General features: G+C 63.7%; 19 protein-coding genes. 3 read left to right on the top strand and 16 right to left on the bottom strand.

What is annotated here, in order from left to right; genetic code table 11:
* Window positions 1-89 precede the first annotated feature (89 nt).
* Window positions 90-8426, top strand: a complete 8337-nt coding sequence (locus RM190_RS18890) for a GH36-type glycosyl hydrolase domain-containing protein (protein ID WP_311761019.1) — start codon at window positions 90-92, stop codon at window positions 8424-8426.
* Window positions 8427-8477: 51 nt separating this feature from the next.
* Window positions 8478-9386, top strand: coding sequence for a nucleoside hydrolase (locus tag RM190_RS18885; RefSeq protein ID WP_311761018.1), 909 nt, complete (start codon window positions 8478-8480; stop codon window positions 9384-9386).
* Here the strand turns inward: RM190_RS18885 and RM190_RS18880 are convergent.
* The 7 genes from RM190_RS18880 to RM190_RS18850 form a co-directional block, all read right to left on the bottom strand.
* A complete protein-coding gene (locus RM190_RS18880) occupies window positions 9383-10378 on the bottom strand; it encodes a helix-turn-helix domain-containing protein (protein WP_311761017.1) in 996 nt (331 codons plus the stop codon). The genes RM190_RS18885 and RM190_RS18880 overlap by 4 nt on opposite strands.
* Before the next feature lie 53 nt (window positions 10379-10431).
* Entirely contained in the window at window positions 10432-11196 is a 765-nt protein-coding gene (locus RM190_RS18875; RefSeq protein ID WP_311761016.1) for an SDR family oxidoreductase, read from the bottom strand.
* A complete protein-coding gene (locus RM190_RS18870) occupies window positions 11196-12473 on the bottom strand; it encodes an L-fuconate dehydratase (protein WP_311761015.1) in 1278 nt (425 codons plus the stop codon). The genes RM190_RS18875 and RM190_RS18870 overlap by 1 nt, the downstream gene beginning before the upstream one ends.
* 98 nt (window positions 12474-12571) lie before the next feature.
* On the bottom strand, window positions 12572-13516 hold the full coding sequence (locus tag RM190_RS18865) for an ABC transporter substrate-binding protein (RefSeq protein WP_311761014.1): 945 nt from the start codon (window positions 13514-13516) through the stop codon (window positions 12572-12574).
* A gap of 28 nt (window positions 13517-13544) precedes the next feature.
* Complete coding sequence (locus RM190_RS18860; RefSeq protein ID WP_311761013.1) at window positions 13545-14543, bottom strand: ABC transporter permease; 999 nt, start codon at window positions 14541-14543, stop codon at window positions 13545-13547.
* Window positions 14543-16048 carry a sugar ABC transporter ATP-binding protein gene (locus RM190_RS18855; protein WP_311761012.1) on the bottom strand — a complete coding sequence of 502 codons (1506 nt, stop codon included), beginning with the start codon at window positions 16046-16048 and terminating at the stop codon, window positions 14543-14545. The genes RM190_RS18860 and RM190_RS18855 overlap by 1 nt, the downstream gene beginning before the upstream one ends.
* A gap of 95 nt (window positions 16049-16143) precedes the next feature.
* Window positions 16144-16881, bottom strand: coding sequence for an SDR family oxidoreductase (locus RM190_RS18850; protein ID WP_311761011.1), 738 nt, complete (start codon window positions 16879-16881; stop codon window positions 16144-16146).
* A 94-nt stretch (window positions 16882-16975) separates the two neighbouring features.
* On the opposite strand from RM190_RS18850, the gene RM190_RS18845 reads away from it, so the two are divergent.
* Window positions 16976-17758: an IclR family transcriptional regulator gene (locus tag RM190_RS18845; RefSeq protein WP_311761010.1), complete on the top strand. Its 783-nt coding sequence runs from the start codon at window positions 16976-16978 to the stop codon at window positions 17756-17758.
* Here RM190_RS18845 and RM190_RS18840 read toward each other — a convergent pair.
* The 9 genes from RM190_RS18840 to RM190_RS18800 form a co-directional block, all read right to left on the bottom strand.
* The gene (locus tag RM190_RS18840) at window positions 17755-18579 is read right to left on the bottom strand and encodes a sugar phosphate isomerase/epimerase family protein (RefSeq protein ID WP_311761009.1); all 825 of its coding nucleotides are present in this window, start codon (window positions 18577-18579) and stop codon (window positions 17755-17757) included. The genes RM190_RS18845 and RM190_RS18840 overlap by 4 nt on opposite strands.
* A gap of 2 nt (window positions 18580-18581) precedes the next feature.
* The gene (locus RM190_RS18835; protein WP_311761008.1) at window positions 18582-19262 is read right to left on the bottom strand and encodes an HAD family hydrolase; all 681 of its coding nucleotides are present in this window, start codon (window positions 19260-19262) and stop codon (window positions 18582-18584) included.
* On the bottom strand, window positions 19259-20017 hold the full coding sequence (locus tag RM190_RS18830) for a glycerophosphodiester phosphodiesterase family protein (RefSeq protein ID WP_311761007.1): 759 nt from the start codon (window positions 20015-20017) through the stop codon (window positions 19259-19261). The genes RM190_RS18835 and RM190_RS18830 overlap by 4 nt, the downstream gene beginning before the upstream one ends.
* 13 nt (window positions 20018-20030) lie before the next feature.
* A complete protein-coding gene (locus RM190_RS18825; RefSeq protein WP_311761006.1) occupies window positions 20031-20891 on the bottom strand; it encodes an ABC transporter permease in 861 nt (286 codons plus the stop codon).
* Between the two features lie 10 nt (window positions 20892-20901).
* Window positions 20902-21831, bottom strand: coding sequence for an ABC transporter permease (locus RM190_RS18820; protein WP_311761005.1), 930 nt, complete (start codon window positions 21829-21831; stop codon window positions 20902-20904).
* A gap of 7 nt (window positions 21832-21838) precedes the next feature.
* The gene (locus RM190_RS18815; RefSeq protein ID WP_311761004.1) at window positions 21839-22816 is read right to left on the bottom strand and encodes an ABC transporter ATP-binding protein; all 978 of its coding nucleotides are present in this window, start codon (window positions 22814-22816) and stop codon (window positions 21839-21841) included.
* A complete protein-coding gene (locus RM190_RS18810) occupies window positions 22813-23802 on the bottom strand; it encodes an ABC transporter ATP-binding protein (protein ID WP_311761003.1) in 990 nt (329 codons plus the stop codon). The genes RM190_RS18815 and RM190_RS18810 overlap by 4 nt, the downstream gene beginning before the upstream one ends.
* 72 nt (window positions 23803-23874) lie before the next feature.
* Window positions 23875-25506, bottom strand: coding sequence for an ABC transporter substrate-binding protein (locus RM190_RS18805; RefSeq protein ID WP_311761002.1), 1632 nt, complete (start codon window positions 25504-25506; stop codon window positions 23875-23877).
* Between the two features lie 268 nt (window positions 25507-25774).
* Window positions 25775-26866, bottom strand: a complete 1092-nt coding sequence (locus tag RM190_RS18800; RefSeq protein ID WP_311761001.1) for a Hint domain-containing protein — start codon at window positions 26864-26866, stop codon at window positions 25775-25777.
* Between the last annotated feature and the right edge of the window lie 118 nt (window positions 26867-26984).

Here is a 26984-nt window from a genome sequence, read left to right as displayed (position 1 = left end):
ACGGGAAAGCCGCGCGCGGCGCGGCAAGGGTGGGAACCCGCGCGGCATATCCGTTCTTGTCTGCTCAAGGGGACGTGGCGGAGGGGCAGATGCAGGCTGATGGCGGCGAATTCGGCCCCCGAGATCCGGGCGCGCCGGACATGGCACACCCCTCGGGGTTTCCTGCGGCTGGCCGTGCGGTCATGGAACTGGGCCGTGCCCTGACGCCTGGACTGGACAGCAAGGCTGCCCAGATCGACATTGGCGAGGCAGAGCGTCAGCAAAGGTCGCTGTATCACCTTGCCCTCAGGGACGATGCCGAGGGTGAGCATATCACCACCGCCACGCGTTGGCTGCTCGACAACTACCACACCATTGCCGAGACCTATCGCCACCTCCACCGCGATCTCAGCCCCGATTTCCTGCGTTCGCTGCCACGCGGGACCGACCAGTCGGGCGGCCCGATCCCGCGCGTCTTCGCATTGGCCTGGGACTATGTCGCGATGACCGATGCAGACCTGCGCGAACGCAGCTTCTCCGAATTCATCGCGGGCGCCCAGCAGGTCGAATGGCTGACCATCGGAGAGCTTTGGTGCCTGCCCGCGATGCTGCGCTATGTCCTGCTGCTGCAGATGCTGCGCCTCAGCATCGAGGCAGCCCAGGCCCGGCAAGGACGGCGCGAGGCGAATGCGGCGATCGATCGGCTGATGGCCAAGGACGATCCGCGGCCCGAGGATTTCGACCTTGTCGTGCCCGATCATGCACTGATCAACCCCACTTATGTGGCACAGGTCATCTATCGCATCCATGCGCGGCTGGACCGCGGCCATGCCATCGCGTCGGACCTGTCGCGCCGGCTGGAAGCGCGGGGCAAGACCGCCGAACAGACCCTTTCCGACGAACAATCGCGCCAGACGGCCAACAACGTCACTGCCGGACATGTGATCCGGGCGCTGAAGCGACTGGACGAAATCGACTGGCGCGACTGGTTCGAGAATACCAGCCGGATCGAGGCGATCCTGCGCGATGACCCCGATCACCTGCGCCTTGCCCCCCCGACCCGCAACCTGATCCGCAATCGGATCGAGGCGATAGCGCGTCATTCCGACCTGACCGAGGCCGAGGTTGCCGAACGCGCATTGCGCGCAGCCGAACACCGCGCGCTGCCGGTCTCGGCCATCATGCTGGGGGACGAGGCGAGGGCGTTCGAGCAAGGCTGCGGCTATCGCCCGCCCTTGCGCGAAAGGGTGGTCCACGCGCTGCGGCGTCGCGGGGTTTGGGCGATGGCGCTGGTGCTGATGATCCCCATCGCCATCGCGGTCATGATCAGCGCCGCCTATATCCCGTCTCGTACGAATGCCCTGCTTGCGGTTGCGCTGATCCTGCTGTCGCTCCCGGCTTTCGCCGAGGCCTCCCTTGCCCTGATCCGCTTCCTTGCAAGCCGGTTTTTCCCGCCCGCGCAGCTGCCGGCCTATGGTTTCGACGAAGGTATTCCGCCGGACCATGCAACGCTTGTGGTCATCCCCTGCCTGCTGCACGGGTTGGATGCAATCGACGATGTATTGAACAATCTCGAGGTGCATTATCTGGCCAATACCGACCCTGCGATCAGCTTTGCCCTGCTGACTGACTTCGCCGATGCCGCCGAGGAGGCAACTGATCGCGACGCCGAGCTTCTGGCTTATGCCCGGCAGGGGATCAACGCGCTTGCAGACCGCTATGCCCATACCGGCAAACGCTTCTTCCTGCTGCACCGGCGGCGGCAGTGGAACGAGGTCGAAGGCGTCTGGATGGGGTGGGAACGCAAGCGCGGCAAACTAGTCGAACTGAACGCGCTGCTGCGCGGCTCCAAGGATACCAGCTTCGTCGACAGCGGACCGCGCCCGCCCGACAATATCCGCTATGTCGTGACGCTGGACGCCGATACGACGATGCCGCGCGACACGGTGAGGCAGCTTGTCGGAATGATCGCACACCCCGTGAACCGTCCGCATTACGACCCGGTCTTGGGGCGGATCACGCGCGGGCATGGGGTGATCCAGCCGCGTGTCGCGGCGCTGCTGGCCCATGGGCCGCAGACCTCGCCGTTTCAGCGCATCCTGTCGCAGGATGGCGGGCTGGATCCCTATGTCTTCACCGTTTCGGATTTGTACCAGGACGTGTTCGACCAGGGCACCTATACCGGCAAAGGCATCTATGATGTCGATGCCTTCACCGCGGCGGCACAGGACCGGGTCCTCCAGAACACGGTGCTGAGCCATGACCTGATCGAGGGCGCATGGCTGCGCGCGGCGCTGGCCACGGATGTCACCCTGGTTGAGGAATACCCGCGCCGCTTCGCGGTCGACCTGTCGCGCCAGCATCGCTGGGTGCGTGGCGACTGGCAGCTTCTGCCCTATCTGCTGAACCCGCATAACGGTTTGGACGCCTTGGCGCGTTTTCGCATGATCGACAACCTGCGTCGCAGCCTGCTGCCGGTCAGCCTGATGATGGCCGGCACGCTGGCATTGATCGGTCTGCCCCATGACGAGGGGATGATCTGGCTGGCGATCCTTGGCGTCTCGATGTGCCTGGCCCAACTGCTGGGCTGGCTGATGGGTGTTGTCCCGCGACAGGCCGGGGTCGCGCCGCTGCGCCACCTGACGGTGATCGGCAACGAATTCCTCGACCAGTTGATCGCCTTCATGCTGCGTCTGGCGCTGCTGCCGCAAGTGGCCTGGAGCATGATGGATGCAATCATGCGCACATTTTACCGGCTTTACGTCTCGCGCCGGCATTTGCTGGAATGGACCACCAGCCAGTCTGTTGCCGCGCGGTCGCACGAGACACTGGCCGACTATGTCCGGCTGATGCGGGGGGGCGTCGGGCTGGCCCTGGGTTTTGCGGCGCTGATCGTGCTGTTCCGCCCCGACAACCGCCCGCAGGCGCTGGCATTTACCGCGCTGTGGCTGGCAGCGCCCCTGATCGCCTGGATCAGCGCCCGCCCGATCCGCGACGAAGAGACCCGCCCCCTTGCGCCGGACGAGATCCTGGAATGGCGCGCCGAAGCGCGGCTGATCTGGCGCTTCTTCGAAAGTTTCGTGACCGAGGCGACGAACCACCTGCCGCCCGACAACTTCCAGATCGATCCCCACCCGAAACTGGCCGAGCGCACCTCGCCCACGAATATCGGGCTTTATCTTCTGTCGACGGTCACTGCGCGTGAATTCAACTGGATCACCCTGAACGAGACGCTGGAGCGGGTGGACGCCACGCTGGGCACGATCGAACGGATGGAGCGCGAGCGCGGTCATCTTTACAACTGGTACGCGACGGACACCCTGCAACCGCTGGGGGTGCGCTATATCTCGGCCGTGGACAGCGGAAACCTTGCGGGCCACCTGATCACGCTGTCCGCGACGCTGAAGGAATGGGCCCGAAATCCCACGCTCTACCTGCTTCCCGACCTGTCCGGCGCGGTCGATATCCTGACCATCATGCGGCGAATCCATGACGCGGTCCCGCGCGAAAGGCGCAGCCTGAACACCCTGCGCGACCGCATTGGAGAACGCATCCACGGCCTGTGGCGCGCGATGGGAAATGCAGGAGAGCCGGACGTGGCCGCCCTTCACGTCCGTACCTATGCCCGTGCCGCCGCGGATCTTCAAGTGCTGGTGCAGGGCCTTCTGGCCGAGGTTCCGACTGCCCCGGTGCGAGAGCTTGACTGGTGGGCCGCGCGCCTTGTCACCACCTGCGACGAGATGGAGGCCCTGGGCAGGATCGAACCGGCGCTGGTGCAGGTCTCGGCATTGCGTATGTCTGCATTGGCTGAACGCGCGCGGGCCTTTGCCTTCGAAATGGAGTTCAGCTTTCTCTATGACAACGAACGCCACCTGCTGGCGATCGGCTTCAACGCGGCGGACGGAACGCTAGACCATTCCTATTACGACCTGCTGGCATCCGAGGCGCGGCTTGCCTCGCTTTTCGGGATCGCCAAGGGGGATCTGCCGACCGAGCATTGGAACCGGCTTGGCCGGCCGATGACCACGATGACCTATGGCAGCACGCTGGTCAGCTGGTCGGGATCGATGTTCGAATACATGATGGCGCCCCTGGTCATGGACGAGCCGCCCGGCTCGATCCTGCATTCGTCCTGCGAGGTCGCGGTCGAGGCGCAGATCCGGGACGGGATGCGCGCCTCGCGGCCCTGGGGTGTGTCCGAAAGCGCCTATAACGCGCGCGACGGGATGATGAACTATCAGTATTATGCCTTCGGGGTCGCGGAACTGGCCTTGCGGCGCTGGCTGCGCGATGACCAGGTCGTCGCTCCCTATGCCAGTTTCATTGCGGCGGACCTGCGCCCGCGCAGTGCGCTGAAGAACCTGCGACGCCTGGCGAAACTTGGCGCAAGGGGAGAGTTCGGCTTTTACGACGCGGTGGATTTCACTCCCTCGCGCGTGCCAGCCGGGCGCAAATGCGTAACGGTGATGAACATCATGGCCCATCATCAGGGGATGAGCCTGCTGGCGGTGGCGAACTGCCTGATGCGCGGCATCCATCGCAAGCGTTTCCACGCCGACCCGGTGATCGAAAGCGTCTCGACGCTGCTGCAGCAGCGCAGCCCGCGCGAGATTTCCTCGCTGCTGCGGATCACGCCGCCACGCCGCCTGCTGGGTCTGGGAAGGGACAGCGGACAATCCGAAATCGTCGATGTCAGGGACGCGCTGTCCGCACCGCACACCGTGGCCCTGATGTCGAATGGCCGGCAATCCCTGCTTCTGGATGCCAGCGGCGGCGGGCGTTCGCGGCTGGGTCCGGTCGCCGTCACCCGCTGGCGCCCCGATCCCGCGGCAGATGTCTGGGGCGAATTCCTGTTCCTTCGCGACATCACAAGCCGCCGCTGGTGGTCGGTCACGGCAGCGCCCGGCTTTGACCCCCAGATCTCGTATTCGGCGCTGCTATTCGACTACAAGGCCTGCTTCTCGGCCCAGGGCGAGGGGATCATCTGCGAAACCGAGGTGATCCTGTCGGATGATCTGGACGCCCGCGGCACACGCGTGAAACTGCGCAATGTCTGGGAGGAAACGCGCCAGATCGACCTTGTCAGCTATGGCGAGATCGTACTGGACGACAATGCCGCCGACCGCGCCCATACCGCATTTTCACGCATGTTCGTCGCCACCAAGGCCGAGGTGGATCAGGCCCGCATCTTCGCGCGGCGCAACAAGCGCAATCCGCAGGATCCCGACCTTCATCTGATGCACATGTCCGCGGGGGCCGGAGTTCCTTCGGCAGCAATCACGGATCGGCGCGAATTCATCGGTCGCGGTCGGAATCTGCGCACACCGCTGGGGTTGGAACATCCCGGTCGCCTGACACCTCCGCCGCAGGAAGAAAGCTATACCCTTGACCCGGTTTTCTCGCTGTCTCGCCGGCTGACCCTGGCGCCGGGGAAAGAGGCGGTGGTGACATTCTGGACGGTCACGGCAACCAGCCGCGATCAGCTTTATGAAGCCCACCGCCTGCTGTCGGACGAATCCGCCTTCGACAACGAATACCAGATGGCCTGGACGCGCAGCCAGGTGCAGTTGCACCATGCCGACATCACCCCGGACGAAGCAGCGCTGTTCCGGCGCTATGCTGCGCTGCTGGTCTATCCCAACCAGGTGTTGAACCCGCACCAGATCCGGCACGCGATGGGGCGGCAATCGGCGCTGTGGCCGATGTCCGTCTCGGGTGACAACCCGATCATGGTGCTGCGCATCAACGACCCGGACCTGATGCCGGTCGCGCATCAGGCAATCAGGATGCAGGAATACCTGCGGATGCGCGGGCTGGAATGCGACCTGGTTATCCTGAACGAACAGAGGGTCAGCTATGCCGCAAGCATGAACGAGGCGCTGAACAACCTGTGCCACAGCCTGCACCTGCTGCATTCGCGCCCCTCGGTCTTCGCGGTCGATGCGAATGCTCTGGAACCGCTGACACAGGACACCCTGCTGGCCGTCGCCCGCGTTGTCGTCCACGCCCAGAACGGCAGCCTGTCCGAGCAGATTCAGCGGATCGAGGCGGCGGAATTGCAGCGCGGTATCGTCCGGCCAGCAAGCCGTCCCCTGCAGCGCGCCCCGCTCCGTACCGATTTCCCGGCCGAGGACCTGCGTTTCTGGAACGGCATCGGCGGCTTTGACGCCAACGGCAATTACGTCACCCGCCTGCGCCATGCCCAGACAACCCCCAATCCCTGGATCAACGTCATCGCGCGCGAGGATTTCGGCTTTCACATCTCGGCGGAGGGGGCTGGCTTCTCGTGGTCGGCCAACTCGCGGGATCATCAGCTGACGCCGTGGTCGAATGATCCGGTCAGCAATCCCAGTGGCGAAGGGATGTTGATCCGCGAGGTCGGGACCGGTGCGATCCATACGCCCTATGCGGCGCTGTCCAGCCAAAGAACCGCCCTTTACCAATGCCGGCACGGGGCCGGATTCTCGGAATTCACCTCCTGGTCGGGCGAGTTGGAGATCACCGCAACCCACAGTCTTTTGCCCGATGCGCCGCTGCGCGTGATCGGCGTGGCTCTAACCAACCGGTCCGACCGTCCCCTGACGCTGGATGTCGCGCAGTTTCTTGAGCCGGTCATGGGCGGTTCCCGTGCCAAGGCCGCGCCCTATCTTCAACCGCGCTACCTGCCGAACCACCGCGCCATCGAGTGCAGGAACCCCTATTCCATCGATTACACCGGACAGCGGATGATCCTGTCGGTGGATCGCGAGGTGACGGGAATGTGCCTGTCGCGCCTGATCTGGCAGGGGCGCAATCGCGACTTGTCCATGCCTGCATGGTTCGACTCGGCCCTGAGCCACCGCTTCGTGCATCGCCACGACGGAGACCCCGTCATGTTGCTGGAAACGCGGATCGAGCTGGAACCCGGCGCGACAGAAGAGATCACATTCCGCCTTTCGGCGGGGCCCGACGCGGTGGCCGAAACGCTGATGTCGCGGACCGACACCGCCGCGCAGGCGAAATCTGAGCAGCAGACGGAATGGGACGGCATCTTCGGAAACCTTCAGGTCCAGACGCCTGACCCTGCGTTCGATCTGATGGTGAACCGCTGGCTGCCCTATCAGGCAATCGCCTGCCGCATCCGGGCGCGCTCGGCCTTTTTCCAGGCCTCGGGTGCGTTCGGATTCCGCGACCAGTTGCAGGATACATCGGCGATGCTGGTCTATGACCCCGGCCTTGCGCGAACGCAACTGATCCATGCCGCTTCACGCCAGTTCCCGGAGGGTGACGTCCAGCATTGGTGGCTGCCTGCGACAGGCGCCGGGGTGCGCACGATGATCGCCGATGACGTGGTCTGGCTGGGCCATTCGCTGGCGCGCTATCTGGAAGTCACCGGCGACCGCACGATCCTGGACGAAAACCTGCCCTTCCTGACTGGCCGCCCGCTGGAGCCGGGTGAGCACGACGCGTTCTACACCCCCGAGGTCAGCGCGAGATCCGCATCCCTTTACGAACACGCCGCACGGGCGCTGGATCTTGCCGTGACCCGCACGGGCGCGCAGGGTTTGCCCTTGTTTCTGGGTGGGGACTGGAACGATGGCATGAACCGCGTTGGGGCCGCGGGGCGGGGCCAATCCGTCTGGCTGGGTTGGTTCCTTGCCCGCACGCTGGAAATGATGGCGCCCATTGCCGCCGAGCGCGGCGAACCCGCCCGCGCGAGCGCTTGGCAGGCACATCGCGACGCGCTGTCGAAAGCGTTGAATGACAGTGCCTGGGATGGGGGCTGGTATCTGCGCGGGATCTATGACGACGGCACGCCCCTTGGTTCGCATCTGTCCGACGAATGCCAGATCGACTCGATCGCGCAAAGCTGGTCGGTGATCTCGGGCGCGGGGGCCAAGCGTCGCCGGGGTCCGGCGCTGGACGCGGCGCTGTCGCACCTGCTGGACGAAGACGGAATGCTGCTGCGCCTTTTCACTCCGCCTTTCGCCCAGACGGCGCAGGATCCGGGCTATATCAAGGGCTATCCCCCTGGTGTGCGCGAGAATGGCGGACAATACACCCATGCCGCGATCTGGATGGTTCAGGCGCTGTGCATGGCCGGGCGGGGCGATGATGCCTGGCGCGTGTTCCGGTTGCTGAACCCGATCAGCCATGCCAGCGACCCGGAGACCATGCATCGGTATCGGGGTGAACCCTACGTCGTCGCGGCCGATGTCTATGGAGCGGATGAAAAGCGCGGGCGCGCGGGATGGACCTGGTATACCGGCTCGGCCGGTTGGCTTCATCGGGTTGCGGTCGAGCATATTCTGGGCCTGCAGATCCGCGAAGGGAACCGGCTGGAGGTCGTGCCCACCCTGCCCTCGGATTGGCCCGGATATACCGCGACGATCAGGGTGGGCGGCACACTGCAGCAGGTGCAGGTCACGCGCGAAGGTGACGGCTCTCTGCGGACGCGGATCAGTTGAAGCCCCCAACTCGGCGGGCTACATGAGGCGCTTCTGTCAACGGATACGCCCATGAAACTTCTGATCGACACCGATCCCGGCATCGACGATGCCATGGCCATCATCTTTGCCGCGCGCCATCCGCGCATCGAGTTGGTCGGTCTGACCACGGTCTTCGGGAACGTGCCGGTCGAGATCGCGACCCGGAACGCGCTGGCGCTGGTCGAGCATTGCGGCCTTGATATACCCGTGGCGCAGGGCGCCGCGCATCCGCTGGTGCTGCCGCCCTTCACCCCACCCGCCCATATCCACGGGGCCCAGGGTTTCGGGCACCTGCCCGCGGCGCAGCCCATCCGCCGAGCGGTGGACGAGACGGCAGCGGAACTGATGACCCGTCTGGCCCGCGAAAACCCCGGCCAGATCACCCTTTGCCCAATCGGCCCCATTACCAACGTGGCCGAGGCCCTGCGTCTGGATCCCGATTTCGCACGCAATATCGGGCGGATCGTCCTGATGGGCGGTGCGCTGGATGCGCCGGGAAATATCACCCCCCATGCCGAGGCGAATACCTATCACGACCCCCATGCGCTGGAGGAAGTCTTGGGTTCGGGTGCCGAGATCCAGCTGATCGGCCTGGATGTCACCATGCGCGCCCAGCTTGGCGCGGCGGACTTTCATGCGCTGGCTGAAGCCGCACCCCATGACGGTGGCTTCCTGAACGGAATGGCGGGGCTTTATCTGGATTTCTATCGCTCGGTCGGACAACCGGGTTGCGCGCTGCATGACCCGATGGCGGTCATCGCCTGCCTGCATCCCGAACTGTTCACCATGGAGGAGACAGCGATGGGGGTCGTGCTGGAAGGGGAAGAAATCGGGCGGATCAAGCGGATTGAACGCCGGCACAGGTCCGCAGCCGCGCTTGACTGCGACTCCGGTGCGATCAAGAGCCTGTTCATGGACGTCATCCGCGAAGCGGCTTAGCCGCCGACGCTCCACAGCCGGAACCGCCTTGCGCCGGTGATCTCGCGCAGAAGGCCCATGGCCTGCATCCGGGCAAGCAATCGCTCGGCCGTGTCGCGGCTGATCCCGGTCGCGGTTTCGACCATCGCCGTCGACATCAGCGGATGGGCGGCCAGAACCGCGATCACGCGCGCCGGGTTGTCGCCCTTGATCCCGGCGGTTTCGCGGCGGGCGCGGTCGGCCCAGTCCGAGACACGCTTCAATTCGCGCCGCGCCTCGATCGCGCCTTGCAGCACGGCTTCAAGCTGTCGCGCCATCCGATCGGCAGGGGGGCCGGTGTCGATCCAGACCCGGCGACCGCTGCGACCCAGGGGAACAAATTTCAACGCCTCGCATCCATCCGCCATGTCGCGTGCTGTCCAGCAGGCGGGTTCGGCAAGGCATTCCGGTGCCGAGAGGTCGGCGATACGCCAGGCGACCCGCAGGGCCGGCGCACGGGCAATCGGCTCGATCCCGGCAAGTGCGGCATGGCCGGCCAGGAATTCCTCGGCCCCATCGTCGAAAGCGGCGCCAACAGGACGCGCGGCAAGGGCATCGGTCAGGCCCGGACCTTCGCTGCGGTAAAGTCCAAGAAAGTTGCGCAGGTTCGACGCAGAGCCCTGCCCCTCAAGCCGACGCAAACCCCAGCGCGCCAGCCGCATGGCCGACAGGTCCGTCCCGGCCCTGGCATCCATCAACTCTCGCCCGATTTCCTCACGTCGAAGGGGCGTGCCCTGCGCCCATAGCATCGCTTCGACCTCGATCAACGCCAGTCGGCGGGTCGCACCTTCCTGTGCATCCGGGTCAAGAGCAGCAACCGTCGCATCCAGCCGCCCGACAGCCGCAGCGGCCCGGGACAGCAGGCCCGACTGCGCCCGCTGCGCCGCGAGCCAGTCATCCGGGCGCATCAACGGCGGTGCTGGTCCTTCGTCAGGATCGAACGACAGGGTGGGCGTCGGAATCGGATCGGTCATGTGGGGGAGCCTAGACTTTTTCCCATCCGCGAACAGCCCCCAGATATGGCCCGCTATTGCGCGATGGCGCGGTCCAGATGCACATAACCGCCATCGGGATGCAGCCATTGTCCGGTCATGTGACTGGCCCGATCCGACAGCAGAAAGGCACAGCAATCCGCGATTTCCCGTGCCGTGGTCATGCGCTGGCCCAGCGGAATGTTCCGCGTGATCGCGCCCAGTCGGGCATCTGGATCGGGCATGGTATCCAGCCAGCGGCGGTAAAGCGGCGTCATCACCTCGGCCACGACAATGGCGTTGACTCGCACCGCGTGGGGCAGGAATTCGACCGCCCATTCGCGGGTCAGGCCCAATTGCGCCGCCTTGGCCGCGACATAGGCAGAGGTCCCCCCCTGCCCCGTCAGCGCCGTTTTCGAGGTGATGTTGACGATCGCCCCCTGCGAGGATTTCAGATCCTCCTGCAACAGGTGCACCATCTGGTAATAGTGGATCAGGTTCTGCTCCAGGCTGGCCCGGAACGCATCCGGTCCCTTGTCCAGACCCACACCGTCATTTGCCCCCGCGTTGTTGACAAGTCCGTGCACCGGACCGTGGCTGCGACGCAGTTCGTCCACCGCCGCGCGGCAGGCGGCATCGTCGGACAGCTCGACCTTCAGGAAATCCGCGCCGGTCTTCTGCAACCACCCGGCCTCCGGGGCACTGCGGGACAGAATGACGACCCGCGCCCCTTCTTCGCGCAAAACCTCGGTAATCCCGGCGCCGATCCCCGAGCCGCCGCCGGTTACGACGACCAGCTTGTCTTTCAGATGCAGGTCCATCATTTCCCCCGGAAGCGATAGGTTTCAAGGCTTTCCGGCTTCATCTCGATAGAGAAGCCCGGCATCGAGGGCGGCATATAGGCCGCGTCCCGGATCGTGCAGGGATCAAGGAAATGCTCGTGCAGGTGGTCGACATATTCGATGACCCGACCTTCACGCGTGCCGGCGATGCAGAGATAATCGATCATCGACATGTGCTGGACATACTCGCACAGGCCGACGCCCCCCGCATGGGGACAGACCTTCAGCCCGTATTTCGCGGCCATCAGCATCACGGCCAGAACTTCGTTCAGACCGCCCATGCGGCATGAATCGATCTGCACCACGTCGATCGCACCGCGCATGATGAATTGCTTGAACATGATCCTGTTCTGGCACATCTCGCCGGTGGCAACCTGCACCGGGGCGACGCCCTCGCGGATCTTGCGGTGACCCTCGACATCGTCGGGGCTGGTCGGCTCTTCGATGAACCACGGCTTGGCGAAGGCAAGCTTGCCGACCCAGTCGATGGCCTGATCGACCTCCCACACCTGGTTGGCGTCGATCATCAGGTTGACGTCGGGGCCGATCTCGTCCCGGGCGATGGTCAGACGCCGGATGTCATCCTCCAGATCGCGACCGACCTTCATCTTGATGTGCCGGAAACCCGCATCGACCGCCTCGCGGCACAGGCGGCGCAGCTTCTCGTCATCATAGCCGAGCCAGCCCGCGCTGGTCGTGTAGCAGGGATAGCCCTCGGCTTTCAGGGTGGCGATGCGCGCCGTCTTGCCCTCGGCCTGCTTGGTCAGGAAATCGAGCGCCCATTCCGGGGTGATGCAATCGGTCAGGTAGCGGAAATCGATACAGCGGACCAGTTCGGCGGGCGACATCTCGGCCACGAGCTGCCAGACCGGCTTGCCCTCGGATTTGGCCCATAGATCCCAGACGGCGTTCACGACCGCACCCGTGGCAAGATGGATCGCGCCCTTGTCCGGACCGATCCATCTTAACTGGCTGTCCGAGGTGATGTGCCGCCAGAAGCGGCCCATATCCTGCGCGATCCAGCCCAAGTCCAGGCCCGTCACGATGGACCGCAGCGCCTCGATCGCGGCGACGCAGATCTCGTTCCCGCGCCCGATGGTGAAGGTCAGCCCGTGACCTTCATGCGGGCTGTCGGTTTCCAGGATGACATAGGCGGCCGAGTAATCCGGATCCGGGTTCATCGCGTCCGAGCCATCCAGATGCTGGCTGGTCGGGAAACGCACATCGACGGTGCGCAGGCCGGTGATCGTGGTCATGCCTTAACCTCTTGCCGGCTGGGGCGGCCGTCGCATCTGGGCGTCATCTTGTCCTCATTCTATGGGCCGGGGGCGGTCCGCCCCCGGCGAGTTGCCGATCAGTCGTACAGGACCGCCGCGATTTCCGGCGCGTCGATGTTCGACTTGTCATACCAGTAGAAGCCGGTATCGATGTTCTTCTCGACTTTCTCACCCTTCGATACAGCGACGGCGGCTTTCACTGTCTCATAGCCGATGCCGACCGGGTTCTGGGTGATCGCGCCCGCCATCGAGCCGTCGCGGATCGCGTCCTTCTGCGCCTTGCCAGAATCGAAGCCGATCACCACGACCTTGGCCTTCATCTCGCGCACGCCGTTCAGCACGCCGATGGCCGAGCCCTCGTTGGTGCCGAAGATCCCCTTGATGTCGGGATTGGCAGCCAGGATCGCCTTGGTGATCTCGGTCGATTTCAGGTGGTCGCCATCGCCATATTCGATGGTCACGATCTCAATGTTCGGGAATTTCGCCTTGATCTCGTCGACAAAGCCGTCGCGACGGTGGATCCCGGTCAGCGAGGTCTGGCTGTGACCCACGACCGCGATCTTGCCTTCGCCGCCGATCAGTTTGCCCATCTTGTCTGCAGCCATGGCCGCCGCGGCAATGTTGTTCGTCGAGGCGGTCGCAACCGGAATGTCGCTGTCGACACCGGAGTCGAAGGCGATGACCGGGATATTGCTTGCCTGGGCCTTTTTCAGCAGGGGAATTGCTGCCTGGCTGTCCAGCGCGGCGAAGCCGACGGCGGTCGGCTGCTTGGCGAGCGCGGCGGCCAGCATGTCGATCTGTTTGTCGACCTGGGTCTCGTTATCCGGCCCCTCGAAGCTGACATCGACCCCCAGTTCCGCGCCTGCCTTGTCGGCTCCGATCTTCACGGCCTGCCAGAACTGGTGCTGGAAACCCTTGGAGATCAGCGCGATGTAGGGCTTATCCTGGGCCATCGCGCCGCCCGCCCCGGCCATCAGTGCCAGCGCGGTTGCCGCGCCGATCAGTCTGCGTCTTGTGAACATGTTTTCCTCCCTGATGTTCACGGTGAAATCAGTTGGCTGAGCGCCGGCGAAGCTGGTCCGCATAGACGGCGACAATGATGATGATACCGGTGACGACAGTCTGCCATTCGGGTGCGACCGAAAGGACCCGCAGGCCGTTGGTCAGCACCGACATGATGAGCGCCCCGACCAGAGTACCGGTGATCGTGCCGCGCCCACCCGACAGGGACGTGCCCCCGATGACCACGGCCGCGATGGCTTCAAGCTCGTATCCGAGACCCAGGGCCGGTTGGGCAGAGTTCAGTCTGCTGGAGATCAGGATACCGCCGATCCCGCAGATCGCACCGGCCAGGGCATAGATCGCCATTTTCCAGCGGTCGGTATTGACGCCAGACAGGCGCACCGCCTCTTCGTTCGAGCCGAGGGCAAAAGTATAGCGTCCCAGCACGGTCCGGCCCAGCACCCATGCGATGATGCCCGCGACAAGGAACAGGATCAGCACCCCGTTCGGCAGCGGAAATTGAGGGATGATCTTCCCGACAAGTGATCCCTGCGAGATCTCGGTATAGCCCTCGGTATCGTTGAAATAGATGGGCTTCGTACCGGTCACGATCAGCGACAGGCCCTTCAGCACCAGCATCATGCCAAGGGTGGCGATGAAAGGCGGTATCTTGGCCTTGGCGACCAGAGTCCCCGAGATCAGGCCACATATCGCGCCAGTCGCCATCCCTGCCGCGACGCCAAGCAGCAGCGGCGCCCCCAGCCATGTCAGCACCACGCCCGTCATCACCGCGCAAAAGGTCATCAGCGTGCCGATCGACAGGTCGATACCACCGGTGATGATGATCATCGTCACCCCGACCGCCAGCACCCCGTTGACCGAGGTGGCTTGCAGGATCGACATGATGTTATCGACCTGAAAGAAGCGGGGACTGGCCAGCGAGAAGCCAACCACCAGCACGATAAGGCTGGCGAAGGCCAGCAGCTTTTGTTGGGCCGCGCCGCGGCGGGCCTGCTTCTCGCCCATCTTCGCTGTCTCCTCGACCATCATTCTGCGGCAAGCCCCTCTCGTTTGGTGGCCAGAGCCATGATTTCTTCTTGCGAGGCACCGCCGGGCAGGATGCCGGTCAGCCGTCCCTCGCACATGACGGCGATCCGGTGGGACAAACGCAGCACCTCGGGCAATTCGCTGGAGATCACGATGATCGCCTTGCCCGCTGCCGCCAGCTCGTTCAGGAGGCGATAGATCTCTGCCTTTGCTCCCACGTCGATGCCGCGTGTCGGTTCGTCGAATATCAGGATGTCGCAGTCCCGCAGCAGCCATTTCGCAATGACGACCTTCTGCTGGTTGCCACCGGACAGCAGACGCACCTCCTGCCGGTCGCCGGGTGTGCGGATGCTGAGCGCGCGGATGTAATCGCCCGCGACCTTTCCCAAGCCCGCCTCATCGATGCGGCCCAGCCGATCGGTATAACGTGGCAGGCTGGCCATCGCGATATTGGCGCGCACATCCATGCCAAGGGCCAACCCGTAATGCTTGCGGTCCTCGGACAGATAGCCGATGCCGGCGCGGACGGCATCCGCGGGTGTGCCGATCTGCACGGGTTTTCTGTGGACCAGAATCTCGCCCTGCGTCGCGGGTTCGGCGCCGAAGATCGCGCGGGCAAGCTCGGTCCGTCCGGCGCCCATCAGGCCGGCGAAGCCCAGGATCTCGCCCCGTTTCACCGAAAATCCGATATCCCGAAGTTCGCGTCCGCGCGACAGGTGGCGCACCTCAAGCGCGGTTTCCGCCCGCGACAGATCGGGAATCGTCGCGGTTTCGTCCGTCAATTCGCGCCCGACCATCATCGAGATGATCTTCGAGATGGGCGTATCCGCCGCCTCGACGGTCCCGACATAGGCACCGTCCCGCATCACCGTCACTCGGTCCGAGATGCGTTTGATCTCATCCATCTTGTGGCTGATATAGATGATGCCGACGCCTTCGGAGCGAAGCTTGCGGATGATCGCGAAAAGCTCGGCGATCTCGGCATCGTTCAGGGCCGCGGTCGGCTCGTCCATGATCAATACGCGAGAGCGATAGCTGAGCGCCTTGGCGATTTCGACCATCTGCTGGCGCGCGATGGTCAGACCGCCCACCGGGGCGCGCGGGTCCATGCGGATATGCATCGCCTCGAAGATCGAGGCGGCGTCGCGGTTCAGCTTTGCTTCGTCCAACCGGCCAAAGGACAGCCGGGGCTCACGCCCGATGAAGATGTTCTGCGCCACTGTCAGGTCCCGCATCAGGGCGAGTTCCTGGTGGATGATGCCGATGCCCTGATCCTGCGCGGCTTTGGGGGTCGGCAGCGTGACTTCGGCCCCGTCGATCAGGATGCGGCCTTCGTCCGCATGATAAACCCCGGACAGGATCTTCATCAGGGTGGACTTGCCGGCACCATTTTCACCCATCAGCGCATGCACTTCGCCCGCGCGCAGGTCGAAGCTGACCGACTTCAGCGCGTGGACGCCGGGAAATCGCTTGTCGATCCCCTCCATCCGCACAAGATCCGTCATGGCGTCCCCCCAGGACTGCGGTCGGTTCGCCGATGCCCGCAATCGCCGTCAAGTTTCTGCATCGCCGTCCCTCCCCTGACCACGAAACGCTTGGATCAGATCATTACGCCCCCATCGACCAGCATCGCCTGACCCGAGACAAAGCGGCTTTCGTCCGACAGCAGATACACGACCATCGGCACGATATCGTCGACGGTCGCAAGCCGTCCCATCGGTTGACGGGCGATGAAGTCCTTTTCCGCCTGCACCGGGTCCGCAGCGGCCGCGATGCGACCGCGCAGGCTGGGCGTGTCGACCGTGCCCGGACACAATGCGTTGCAGCGGATTCCCTGCTTGACGTAATCGGCAGCGATGCCTTTGGTCAGCCCGATCACCGCGGCCTTGGATGCGCCGTAGGTGGTGCGATTGGTAAAACCTTTGATCGCAGACGCCATCGACGCCATGTTCACGATCGACGCCGTTCCGGTGACCGCCGCGCGGTCCAGCATCCCCGGCAGGACGGCCCGACAAAGGCGCATCATGGCGGTGACATTCAGGCTGAAGGCAAAGTCCCAGTCCTTGTCGTGGATATCCAGAAGCGCGCCGTTATGGACGACGCCCGCGCAGTTGAAGAGCCCGTCAAGCGGTCCCACCCTGGCCGCGATCGTCTTGATGGCTTCGGCATTGGTGACGTCCAGAACCTCGGTCGCGATGCCGTCAAGGCCGGTCAGCAAGTCAGCGTTGATGTCGGTGGCGATGACTTTTGCACCTTCGGCGGCAAGGGCCAATGCGCTGGCGCGTCCGATCCCCTGGCCAGCTGCCGTCACGAGGATCACCTTGTCCTTCAGCCGCATCAGACCCTCCCCAGTCGTCCGCCATGTTCTTATATGAATATGCTATCCACATATGAACATATGTGGCAACTGTTTTTTCGGAGGAGGAGAAGCCATGTCCGACGAGAATCAGGAAGCCCCCGCAGACCGTTACCGCGCCCCCGCGCTGGACAAGGGACTCGACATTCTGGAGGTTCTGGCCGACCAGGCGCGCGGACTGACCAGGGCCGAGATCGTGAAGGCAATGGGCCTTAGCCCATCGCAGATCTATCGTATGCTGGAGCGGCTGGTCGCCCGCGGATATGTCACGCGGATCGAAGGTGGGGATCGCTATGCCCTGACGATGCGGCTGTACCTGCTGGCAACCCGGCATCCGCCGCTGCGCCGGCTGGTTGCGCAGGCCCAGCCCCTGATGGATGATTTCGCGCGTGACCTGCGGCAGTCCTGCCATCTGGTCGTGCCCGAACAGGGCACCGGCATCGTTGTCGCCCAGGCCAGCCCCACCGGACATTGGGAATTCCGCGCCCGCATCGGCGGTCAGGTCGGCCTGTTCACGACAGGATCCGGCCTTGCGCTGCTTGCGTTCCAGAAGCCCGAACGCATCCTGCAGACCCTTGGCCTGTGGGGGGTATCCTCGGCCGAACGCCAGTTGCGGGCTGTCGCCGCGCATCTTGCGACGGTTCGCGAACAAGGCGCGCGGGTCGAACCTTCGGGGCAGCTGGTCGGCGTCACCGACCTGAGCGTTCCGGTCTTTGGCCCCGGCGACGAAGCAATCGCGGTCCTGACCTGCGCCTATATCGAGCACCCGGAGGTGCAGCGCGACGAGAGCCGGGAACACGCCCTTGCCGCGCTGAAAAGGCTTTCCGCCGAACTGTCGGGGCCGGACGCCGCGATCTAGCGCGCAAGTCCCAAGCGGTTCAGCCATTCGACCGACGGCAGGATCCCCGACTTGTCGCGCAGCTCAAGGATGAGGCGCGGGTTCGACGAGAACTCGCCCAAGGCCCGGAACACGGCGGCCCAGCGGATGGTGCCTTCGCCGATCGCCCAGTGCCGGTCGGCATAGCCATCCGCATCCTGCAGGTGGATATGCTGCAAACGGTCCCCTGCCCGTCGGACATAGAAATCGACCGGCGGCGCCCCGTTCGTGCCATGCGCGTAATGAGCGTGACCGGTGTCGATCGAGACGGCCACGGCGGCCGAGTTGAAGCTGTCCGCAAGGATGCGGCGAATGTCCGGGTCCTTGTCCTCGATATTCTCGATCACCAGCGTCGTCCCGATATCTTCGGCGCGACGCACGACCTCGGACATGGTCTTGTGGCAGTTCTCGACCACGAAGTCATAGGCCGAACGGTGCGAGAAATTGTCCAGGTTATTGAAATCCCATGCAGTATAGGGCGAGTGGATCACCATCTGGGTCGCGCCCAGATATTCGCAGACCTCAAGGCCTTGCAGGAATTTCCGCGCGATCACCACCCGCAGGTCGGGATCCGGGCTTGCAATGTTCAAGCCCCAGAACGGGCCGTGGATGCCCAACCGGCCCTTGTAGCCCGACAGTAGTGCCTTGGCGCGGTCGGCAACCTGTTTCCAGTCGCCATTGAGCAGCTCGGCATCGAAGAAATCCTGCAGCTCAAGGTCGCGATCCTGCGACAGGATGAAGTCCTGAAAATGCTCCAGCTCCGAGGTCGGAAGGGCGGCGCCAAGCAGGGGAAGGTCGGTCATGATCAGGCCAATTTCTTGCAAAGGGGAATCGAAAGGTCACGAAGGAGGGCATGGAAATCCGCCATGCCGTAAACGATGTGATCCGCACCCGCGGCGGCAAGCACATCGGCATGGTTGGCGCGATGCTCCGACGGGCCGATAAAGCCGACCGCCAGGCACCCCGCCTCGCGCGCGCAAAGGATGCCGTGGGGGTTGTCGTCAATAAATATCGCCTGCTCTGGGCGGATGCCCAACCGCCCCGCGGCAAAGATCGCAAGGTCGGGGGCCGGCTTGGCGCGCGCCACCTGTTCGGCGGAATAGATATGTGGACCGAAGCGCGCGGCCAGCGACGTGCGCACCAACGACCTGTCCAGCCGCCGCAGGTTCGAATTCGAACAGACCGCCATGGGCAGGTCGAAATCACGCATTATCTGCTCGATCCCCGGAATAAGCGGGATCGCGTGATCGAACATCTCGAAAAGAAGTTCATCCGCGCGGGCGAAGACGCTTTGGGCGTGCAGACCCGCCTGCTCCATCCAGGCAAGGCTCGCATCTGCGCCGTTCCCGGAAAAGATCTGCGTCGCCTGCTCGCGCGTCATCGGATGACCGGCGGCGGTGATTGCCTGTGCCAGCGCCTCGCAACCCAATGGCTCGCTGTCCAGAAGGACGCCGTCGCAGTCGAACAGAATGGCGGAATAGGTCATGCGGGGCAGTCCTCGTTCATCAGTTCTCGTACCAGGACGGGATTGTCCGACACGACAAAACCCGGACCCCGCGCAATCCAGCGCCGGATCAGGTCGGAGTCATTGACCGTCCAGACCGAGGTTGCCCCGATCGGGCGCAAACGCTCGATCAGCTCAAACTCGGCTTCGTAGAGTTCATGATGGATGCCGACGACATCCACCAGCCCCTCGACGTCGGAAAGAAAGGCACCGATGCCACCCTGCCTCTCGGCCCATTCGCGATTGACCGAGATCAGACAGCCGAATTCGGGGGCCATTTCGCGGATTTCACGCACCACGGCAATGTCGAAGCTGTGCAGGACCGAACGGCTTTGCAAGCCCCGTGCGCGCAGGATATCGGCAATCTTCGCGACCATGCCGGGATATGGCCGACCCGTCTCGTCCGATTTCAGCTCGACATACAGATCGACCGGATGTGGCGCGAGGATGTCCAGCACCTCGGCAAGGCTGGGCACGCCTTCGGCAATCAACGCGCCGTCCGGGCCGCGCAAGCGCAGGGTCTTGCGCGACTCGGGCGTCAGGTGCCGGACCGGGCCCGTGCCATCGGTCGTGCGGTCAAGCGTGGCGTCATGAATGACTACCAATTCATCGGCATCGGTCAGGTGCACGTCGAACTCGATCGCGTCGAAGCCATGCGCCACCGTCTGGCGAAAGCCATGCGCCGAGTTTTCGGCCCAAAGGTTGCGGGCGCCGCGATGCGCCATGATCTTGGACATGTTGAAGATTTCCTTAACGGGTTGTGGGGTCCAGTCGGTCGCGCAGCCAGTCGCCCAGCAGCGACACGCTGAGCGTGGTGACAACGATGACGAACGACGGCGCCAGCATGATCCAGGGCGCGCGGGTCAGATACTCGCGCCCGAAACCGACCATGTTGCCCAGTGAGGTCTGTGGTGGCTGCACCCCAAGTCCCAGAAAGCTGAGACCGGATTCCATCAGGATGATCTCGGGGAAGGTCAGCGTCATCGAGACGATCAGGGTCGAGGCCACGTTCGGAAGTATGTGCCGAAGATAGACCCGCCGTGGGGTCGCCCCAAGCTGCACCACCGCCGCTGCATATCCCTGTGCCGAGGCCGAGATGGCAAGACCGCGGGCAATGCGGGCATAACGCTCCCAGCCGTAAAATCCCATCAGGCAGACAAGCAGGACCATCGACGATCCGAAGAATGCCAGCACCGCCAGCGACATGATCATGAAAGGCAGCGCAGCCTGAAAATCGGCCAAGGCCATGACGAGATTCTCGACCCAGCCCCGAAACTGGGCCGCAAGAAATCCCAGCGTCGTGCCGAAAAGCGCAGAGAGGACCGTCGCACCGAATGCAATGATCAGCGAGACACGGATGGATTGTATCAGGCGCGACAGCAGGTCACGCCCAAGTTCGTCCGTGCCCAGCCAGTGTCCCGGCGTGCCCATTGGGGCCAGGCGCGCCGTCAAATCCATGCGCGTGATGTCATAGGGACGAAGCTGGTCGGCAAAGACCGCCGTCAGGACCATCAGCGCAAGCCAGGTCGCCGAAAGCACGACCAGCACGGGGGCCTTGATGCGCAGGCGGGTCACCAGCCGGGGGGCGGGAAGAACGGTTGCAGTCGTCATCATTCAGTCCTCAATGCGCAGCGGCCTTGGCGCGCAGGCGGGGATCCAGCAGGCCATAGGCGAAATCGACCAGCAGGTTCGCGACCACCATCGATGCTGCGATTACCAGAAGCAGGCATTGCACCACGGCAAGATCGCGGTTCGCGACCGAGACGACGATCAGCCTGCCGACGCCCGGCCATGAAAAGATGCTTTCGACCACGACCGCGCCGGCAATTAGCGCGCCGACCATGAAACCGACCAGCGTGACGATGGGAACGGCTGCATTCGGAAGGGCGTGGCGCCAGACCACCTCGCGCCAGGGCAGACCTTTGGCCATCGCGGTGCGGATATAGGGCTGGCCCAGAACCTCAATCATTGCCGAGCGCGAAAACCGCGCGAGGATGCCGATGCCGCCGATGGAAAGCGTCGCGATGGGCAGGATCGCGTGACGCCAGCTGTCCTGCCCGCCCGAGGGCAGCCAGTCCAGCTTGACCGCGAAGATCAGCACCAGCACCAGTCCCAGGACAAACGAGGGGATGGTGAAGCCGAAGATCGACATCATGATGACCCCCCGATCCGCAATCGATTGGCGATGCAGCGCGGCATAGACGCCGGCGGGAATGCCGATCGCCAGTTTCAGGATCAGCGCGGGCACGGTCAGGGCCAGGGTGGCCGGGATCCGTGCAAGAACAAGATCGATGGCCGGTGACTGGTCCCGCATCGAGATACCGAAATCCAAGCTGAGGATCTGCTTCAGATAGGCCAGATATTGCTGCCAAAGCGGATCGTTCAGCCCCCAGCGCGCGCGGAAGGCATCAACCGCGTCCTGAGGAGCGTCCGGCCCCAGCAGGATCTGCGCGGGATCACCCGACATGCGCAACACGATGAAGGCAAAGGTCATCACCAGCAGGATGGTCAGCACCGCGCGGGAAAGCTTTGCAAGGATGAAGCGTATCATGGGGACCTCAGGCGGCGGATTGCCGGGCTGGGCCCAGCTTCAGGCAGGCGGCAAGCCGTCCGTCGTGGATTTGCAGCTGCGGCTGGATTGCGGCGCAGCGCGCGTCGGCCAAAGCGCAGCGCGGATGGAAGGCGCAGCCCGCCGGTCGCTGCGCGGGGTTGGGCGGCTCGCCAGTCAGGATGATCCGCCTGTCGAGACCTTGTCCCGGCTTCGGAATCGAAGATACCAGCGCCCGCGTATAAGGATGGCGCGGATCGGTGAAGATGCGGTCCGCAGGCGCTTCCTCGACCACGCGGCCCAGATACATCACCGCAACCCGGTCGCAGATATTGCGGACGACCTTCAGGTCATGACTGATGAAGACCATTCCCATCCGCTCGTGTTGCTGTAAATCCCGCAGCAGATTCACCACCTGCGCCTGAATCGAGACATCGAGCGCCGAGACCGGCTCATCACAGACCAGGAAGCGTGGGCCTGTGGCCAATGCGCGGGCGATGACCACGCGCTGTCGCTGCCCACCAGACAGCTCATGCGGGTAGCGATCCCCCTGATCGCTGCGCAGACCGACCCGGAGCATCAGTTCGGCGGCGCGCGCCTTGGCTTGCTCACCCTTGGCCAGGCCGTGGATCTCCAACGGCTCGGCAATCTGGCGAATGATGGTCATGCGCCTGTCCAGCGCTGCCAGTGGATCCTGAAAGATAAGCTGCATTTCGGCACGAAGGCGGCGCCACTCGGGGGAACCCGGCACGGGCATCGGCTGTCCGCGATAATGCACATCGCCCTGATGGGGCGTTTCCAGCCCCAGCAGCATCCGTCCCAGGGTCGACTTGCCCGAACCGCTTTCCCCGACGATGCCCAGGATTTCACCCTCGCGCAGGGTCAGATCGATACCGTCGACGGCCCGGACCTCGGTCGCCATGCCAAACAGAGGCTTCGCGGTGACATAGCACTGAACCAACCCCCGCGCCTGCAGCAGCGCGCTCATGCCGGAACACCCTGAAACGCTGGGGCAACCCCCCTTGCCGCATGGACGGGGTGGAAGCAGGCGACATGACCGCCTGATCTTTGCTCCTTCAACTCCGGCGAGTAGTTCGCGCAAATCGGTGAAACCGCGCCGCAGCGCGGGGCGAAGGCGCATCCCGGTGGCAGGGCGCGCGGGTCGGGAACCGTGCCTTCGATAGGGCGCAGGCGTGATGTCCCCGCATCCAGATCGGGGATCGCCCGGAACAAGCCCTGAGTATAGGGATGCGATGGGGTGGCAAACAGGCTGTGGATGTCATTCGCCTCGACAATCCGGCCGGCATACATCACCGCAGCACGGTCGCAGACCGCAGAAACGGCGCCCAGATCATGACTGATAAAGACCAGCGCCATGCCGGTCTGACGCCGCAATTCGGACAGAAGTTCAAGGATCTGCGCCTGGATGGTGGCATCCAGTGCGGTCGTCGGTTCATCGGCGATCAGCAGATCCGGCTGGCCCGCCAGCGCCATCGCAATCATGATGCGCTGGCACTGGCCGCCAGAAAACTCGTGTGGATAAAGATCGATCCGGCTTTTCGCAGCGGGAATACCGACCATGTCCATCAGGCGCAGGGTCTCGGACCGTGCCGCGGAACCGCGCAGGCCACGATGCAGGCGCAGGCTTTCGCCGATTTGTCGCCCGACGCGCTGGACGGGGTTCAGCGAGGATGAGGGATCCTGGAAGATCATCGCGATACGGGCACCCCGAACGCGCTCCAATGACGACCGCGATGCGCCGACCAGCTCCTGCCCCTCAAGCCGGACCGAACCCTGAATCCTTGCCTTGCCGGGCAGCAGGCCAAGCGCGGCAAGCCAGGTGACGGACTTGCCGCAGCCGCTTTCGCCGACCAGCCCGATGGCCTCGCCCCTGTCAATGTCGAAATCGATTCCGTGCAGGACCGGCACGCCATCGAAGGCCACCTTCAGGTCCCGGATGGAGACGAACGTCATGCGCCGCCCTCCTGTCTTGCTGGGTCGAAAGTTGGGGGCAGGACGACGCGTCGCCGCCCTGCCCCGTCGTGATCACGCGTTCCAGTTTGAAGAGCGGAAATCCATCGCGAAGGCCGGCGCAGCCTTCCAGTTCAGGTCGGCCTTCATCCCGGTGAAGACCGCGTTCTGGTGCAGGACGGTATAGGCCGGATCCTCGCGCTCGCAGATTTCCAGCAGCCGGGCGATCGCCTTCTTCCGGTCGGCATGGCTGGTCGAAGTTTCCATGACAATCGAAAGCTGATTGACCTCATCATTCCAGAAGTCGCGCTTCTGCTGCGCCTCGCCGTTCGGGCCGAACTGCACCACCAAGGGGGTGATCGGGTCGTTGATGTTGTTCGAGGCCGACCAGTCGCGAACGCCCTTGACCCCCTCGGGATCATGGATCTGGGCCCAGTTCTCTTTCATCTGGATCTCGACGTTGAGCCCAACCTGTTTCCACATCTCGACCAGGATCTGAGCCGTGGGGGTCTGGTTGGTATAGTAATTGTTCAACAGCCGATACGGGATCGGATCACCCTTGTAGCCCGCCTGCTTGAGCAGATCGCGTGCCAGTTCAGGGTTGTACTCCGGCACTGTCCATCCTTCGACGAACATGTCCGAGGTCTTGAAGCTGTCAAACTGCATTCCGGCGGGGATTTCGGTCTGCCCACCCCACAGCGCATCAACAATGGCCTTGCGGTCGATCGAGTGGGTAAACGCGCGGCGGACCAGGGGATCGGCCAGGATTTCGTTCTGCTTGTTGAAGACGGTGACACGGTGGTTCCAGATGGTCGACGACTGAACCTGCAGCCCCGGAGCCGCCTGAACGGTCGCGATCTGGTCCGGCGGAAGGTCACAGGCAAAGTCATATTCGCCGGACAGAAGACCGTTAACGCGGCTCGCGACCTCGGGTACTTCGACGAAGCGGATGCGCGCCAGCGGGGGACGGCCACCCCAGTAATCGTCAAAGGCCACCAATGTCAGCGAAACGTCGGGACGATAGTCCTCGACCATATAGGGGCCGGTGGTCACGGGCTTTGCGGCCCAAGCGGCATAGCTTGCGGCCTCGTCCCAGGCCCGCTTGTTCGCGATCTGCGAGCCAAAGGCATAGAGCCGACCCTCAAGCGTCACGTCGGGCGTCGCATTGTGGAAACGGACCGTATATTTGTCGACCGCTTCGACGCCGCGCAGCGCCGGCCACAGGCGGCGGGCGATGCCGGGAATGTTGGCAGGCAGTTCCTTGGCGCTTTGCGGCTTGAAGCTTTCTTCATACAGCGTCTTGCCACCAGCCGGCTCGGTTCCGGCAAACAGCCGTTCGTCCGAGAACGAGAAGACCACGTCTTCGGCCGTCAACTCGTCGCCGTTGTGAAAGCGGACACCCTGGCGCAGCTTCAGTTCGATCGTCTTATCGTCCAGGCGCCGCCATTCGGTTGCGAGTCCGGGAACGGGACCCTGATTGCCCATCCAGTCGCGCAGGATCAACCCTTCCCACAGGTTCGGGAAGAAGACGCGTTCGCCCACGTTCGACTGTTCGTTCCAGATATCGAGCGTGTTGTTGTTGGTGATCTTCTGCACCGCGATCGTGATCTCGCGGCGCTGGCCCTGCGCCATCAGACGGCGCGGCAGGATAAGCGAGCCAGCGGCGGCACCGAACAGGCCCAGGGTGTGGCGACGGTTGATGTGCATTCTTCCCTCTTGCATTGGTCCGGGGCAAATTTCCCCAGAAGTCGCAAGGCCTTTGCGCCCCGAATGTGGCGTTGGGTTGAGAATACGGTGACGGTTCTGCGAAGTTGCAGTTGGGCACACCGGCTTGGCGGCCGGTGCGAAGACGTCCATTCCGCGGGTCAGCGGGACGGATCTGCGCCTTCTGTCGCTGCGGCGAAGCAGCCGCTGGATATGAAAACGCGCGCCCCGTGTTCAAGCGGGGCGCGCGCAGAGCAGGTCTTGGATCGTTTTATTGCGGCGCCACCACGGGGCGGTGGTTCTGGGCCAGGCGAACGGCCAGCTTGCGCGCCTCGCGCCCGGACAGCAACTGACGCGCCGCCGAGGGAACGTGATCCAGATTCCGAAGCTCAGGGAACAGCTGATAGATCTCTTGCACGGCGGCAGGACCGACAGATTTCAGCGCCTGCGGGCCGGGATAAAGCGACTCGGTTTCAGCACCGTTCGAAGTGACAATCTCGTGCTGATCGAAGAGCATGTGGAAGTATTCGACCTCGGCCATGTCCGTCGCGATGTCGATGCCGTCAAGCTGCAAGAGTTGCTTCGCCGCAGCAAGCACCTCCATCGCCCCAAACATCCGCATGGCCACTTTCGAGCGGACCAGCACACGATGCTGTGGCGAGACCAGCAGATCCTGAACCGGCAGACCCTGCCCCAATGCGCCGGCGCGAATGCGGATCGGGCGCAGCTTGGGGTTCGCCAGAAGCCGCAGCGCCGAAAGCTTGGAAGAGCCGATCCAGCGAATGGGCTGCGGGCCATTGTCGCGGCTCAGGACCAGGTCGCCGACCTTCAGATCCTCGATCGCGATTTGACCATTCGGCGTAGCGATCTGAACACCCCGCGTGAAGCAGACCTGGCTTTGCGACGGATCGAAGGTCTGGTTGTCCGAGTCTTCCACCCCTTGCCAGACAGAGGTCAGCGGCGTGTCTTCGGGCGGCCATTCCCCGGCAAAGGTATAGCCAACCACCACGCCATTCGCGCTGAGGGCGACCAGCCGATATTCCCTGACTTCGCCATCAACCTCTGCGGTCAGGGTGATCTGGAATTCGCTTTCCACGACAGTCCCCGGGGGGAAATCGCTGACCTGATCGACCAATTGCTGGGTATTTTCGCCGCCAGTGTAATCGTTCAGCAGCGTATCTTGGGCATCGGTATCATTGATCGTGATCGCCGTCATATCCGCGCGGCTATAGGTGAAGGTCCCCTGCGCGAAAGCCCAGCTTGAGCCATCGGGCGGAATATAGCCGTCATTGAACGGATGATAGGAACCTTCGGCATCGGTAAATGCCCAGGTGGGCAGAGCATTAAACGTGTAAATCGCCATAGTTAACTTCCACCAAACCAAGAGTAACAGACACGCTTCCGACGGGAGCGCACCGAATTAGTCGATGGAGAATAAGTTCGAGATCGTCGAGCTAACCATAAACTCTGAAACCAAACAC

It is taken from the genome of Paracoccus broussonetiae (assembly GCF_031854425.1).
GTDB classification, from domain to species: domain Bacteria; phylum Pseudomonadota; class Alphaproteobacteria; order Rhodobacterales; family Rhodobacteraceae; genus Paracoccus; species Paracoccus broussonetiae.
Note: the sequence above shows the minus strand (reverse complement) of the source record. Positions and strands in the feature narration are given on the sequence as shown.

Bases quoted from the DNA above. Each gene is read 5' to 3' on its own strand.
- RM190_RS18890 (WP_311761019.1), top strand. From the start codon at position 90: ATGCAGGCTGATGGCGGCGAATTCGGCCCCCGAGATCCGGGCGCGCCG.
- RM190_RS18885 (WP_311761018.1), top strand. From the start codon at position 8,478: ATGAAACTTCTGATCGACACCGATCCCGGCATCGACGATGCCATGGCC.
- RM190_RS18880 (WP_311761017.1), bottom strand. From the start codon at position 10,378: ATGACCGATCCGATTCCGACGCCCACCCTGTCGTTCGATCCTGACGAA.
- RM190_RS18875 (WP_311761016.1), bottom strand. From the start codon at position 11,196: ATGGACCTGCATCTGAAAGACAAGCTGGTCGTCGTAACCGGCGGCGGC.
- RM190_RS18870 (WP_311761015.1), bottom strand. From the start codon at position 12,473: ATGACCACGATCACCGGCCTGCGCACCGTCGATGTGCGTTTCCCGACC.
- RM190_RS18865 (WP_311761014.1), bottom strand. From the start codon at position 13,516: ATGTTCACAAGACGCAGACTGATCGGCGCGGCAACCGCGCTGGCACTG.
- RM190_RS18860 (WP_311761013.1), bottom strand. From the start codon at position 14,543: ATGGTCGAGGAGACAGCGAAGATGGGCGAGAAGCAGGCCCGCCGCGGC.
- RM190_RS18855 (WP_311761012.1), bottom strand. From the start codon at position 16,048: ATGACGGATCTTGTGCGGATGGAGGGGATCGACAAGCGATTTCCCGGC.
- RM190_RS18850 (WP_311761011.1), bottom strand. From the start codon at position 16,881: ATGCGGCTGAAGGACAAGGTGATCCTCGTGACGGCAGCTGGCCAGGGG.
- RM190_RS18845 (WP_311761010.1), top strand. From the start codon at position 16,976: ATGTCCGACGAGAATCAGGAAGCCCCCGCAGACCGTTACCGCGCCCCC.
- RM190_RS18840 (WP_311761009.1), bottom strand. From the start codon at position 18,579: ATGACCGACCTTCCCCTGCTTGGCGCCGCCCTTCCGACCTCGGAGCTG.
- RM190_RS18835 (WP_311761008.1), bottom strand. From the start codon at position 19,262: ATGACCTATTCCGCCATTCTGTTCGACTGCGACGGCGTCCTTCTGGAC.
- RM190_RS18830 (WP_311761007.1), bottom strand. From the start codon at position 20,017: ATGTCCAAGATCATGGCGCATCGCGGCGCCCGCAACCTTTGGGCCGAA.
- RM190_RS18825 (WP_311761006.1), bottom strand. From the start codon at position 20,891: ATGACGACTGCAACCGTTCTTCCCGCCCCCCGGCTGGTGACCCGCCTG.
- RM190_RS18820 (WP_311761005.1), bottom strand. From the start codon at position 21,831: ATGATACGCTTCATCCTTGCAAAGCTTTCCCGCGCGGTGCTGACCATC.
- RM190_RS18815 (WP_311761004.1), bottom strand. From the start codon at position 22,816: ATGAGCGCGCTGCTGCAGGCGCGGGGGTTGGTTCAGTGCTATGTCACC.
- RM190_RS18810 (WP_311761003.1), bottom strand. From the start codon at position 23,802: ATGACGTTCGTCTCCATCCGGGACCTGAAGGTGGCCTTCGATGGCGTG.
- RM190_RS18805 (WP_311761002.1), bottom strand. From the start codon at position 25,506: ATGCACATCAACCGTCGCCACACCCTGGGCCTGTTCGGTGCCGCCGCT.
- RM190_RS18800 (WP_311761001.1), bottom strand. From the start codon at position 26,866: ATGGCGATTTACACGTTTAATGCTCTGCCCACCTGGGCATTTACCGAT.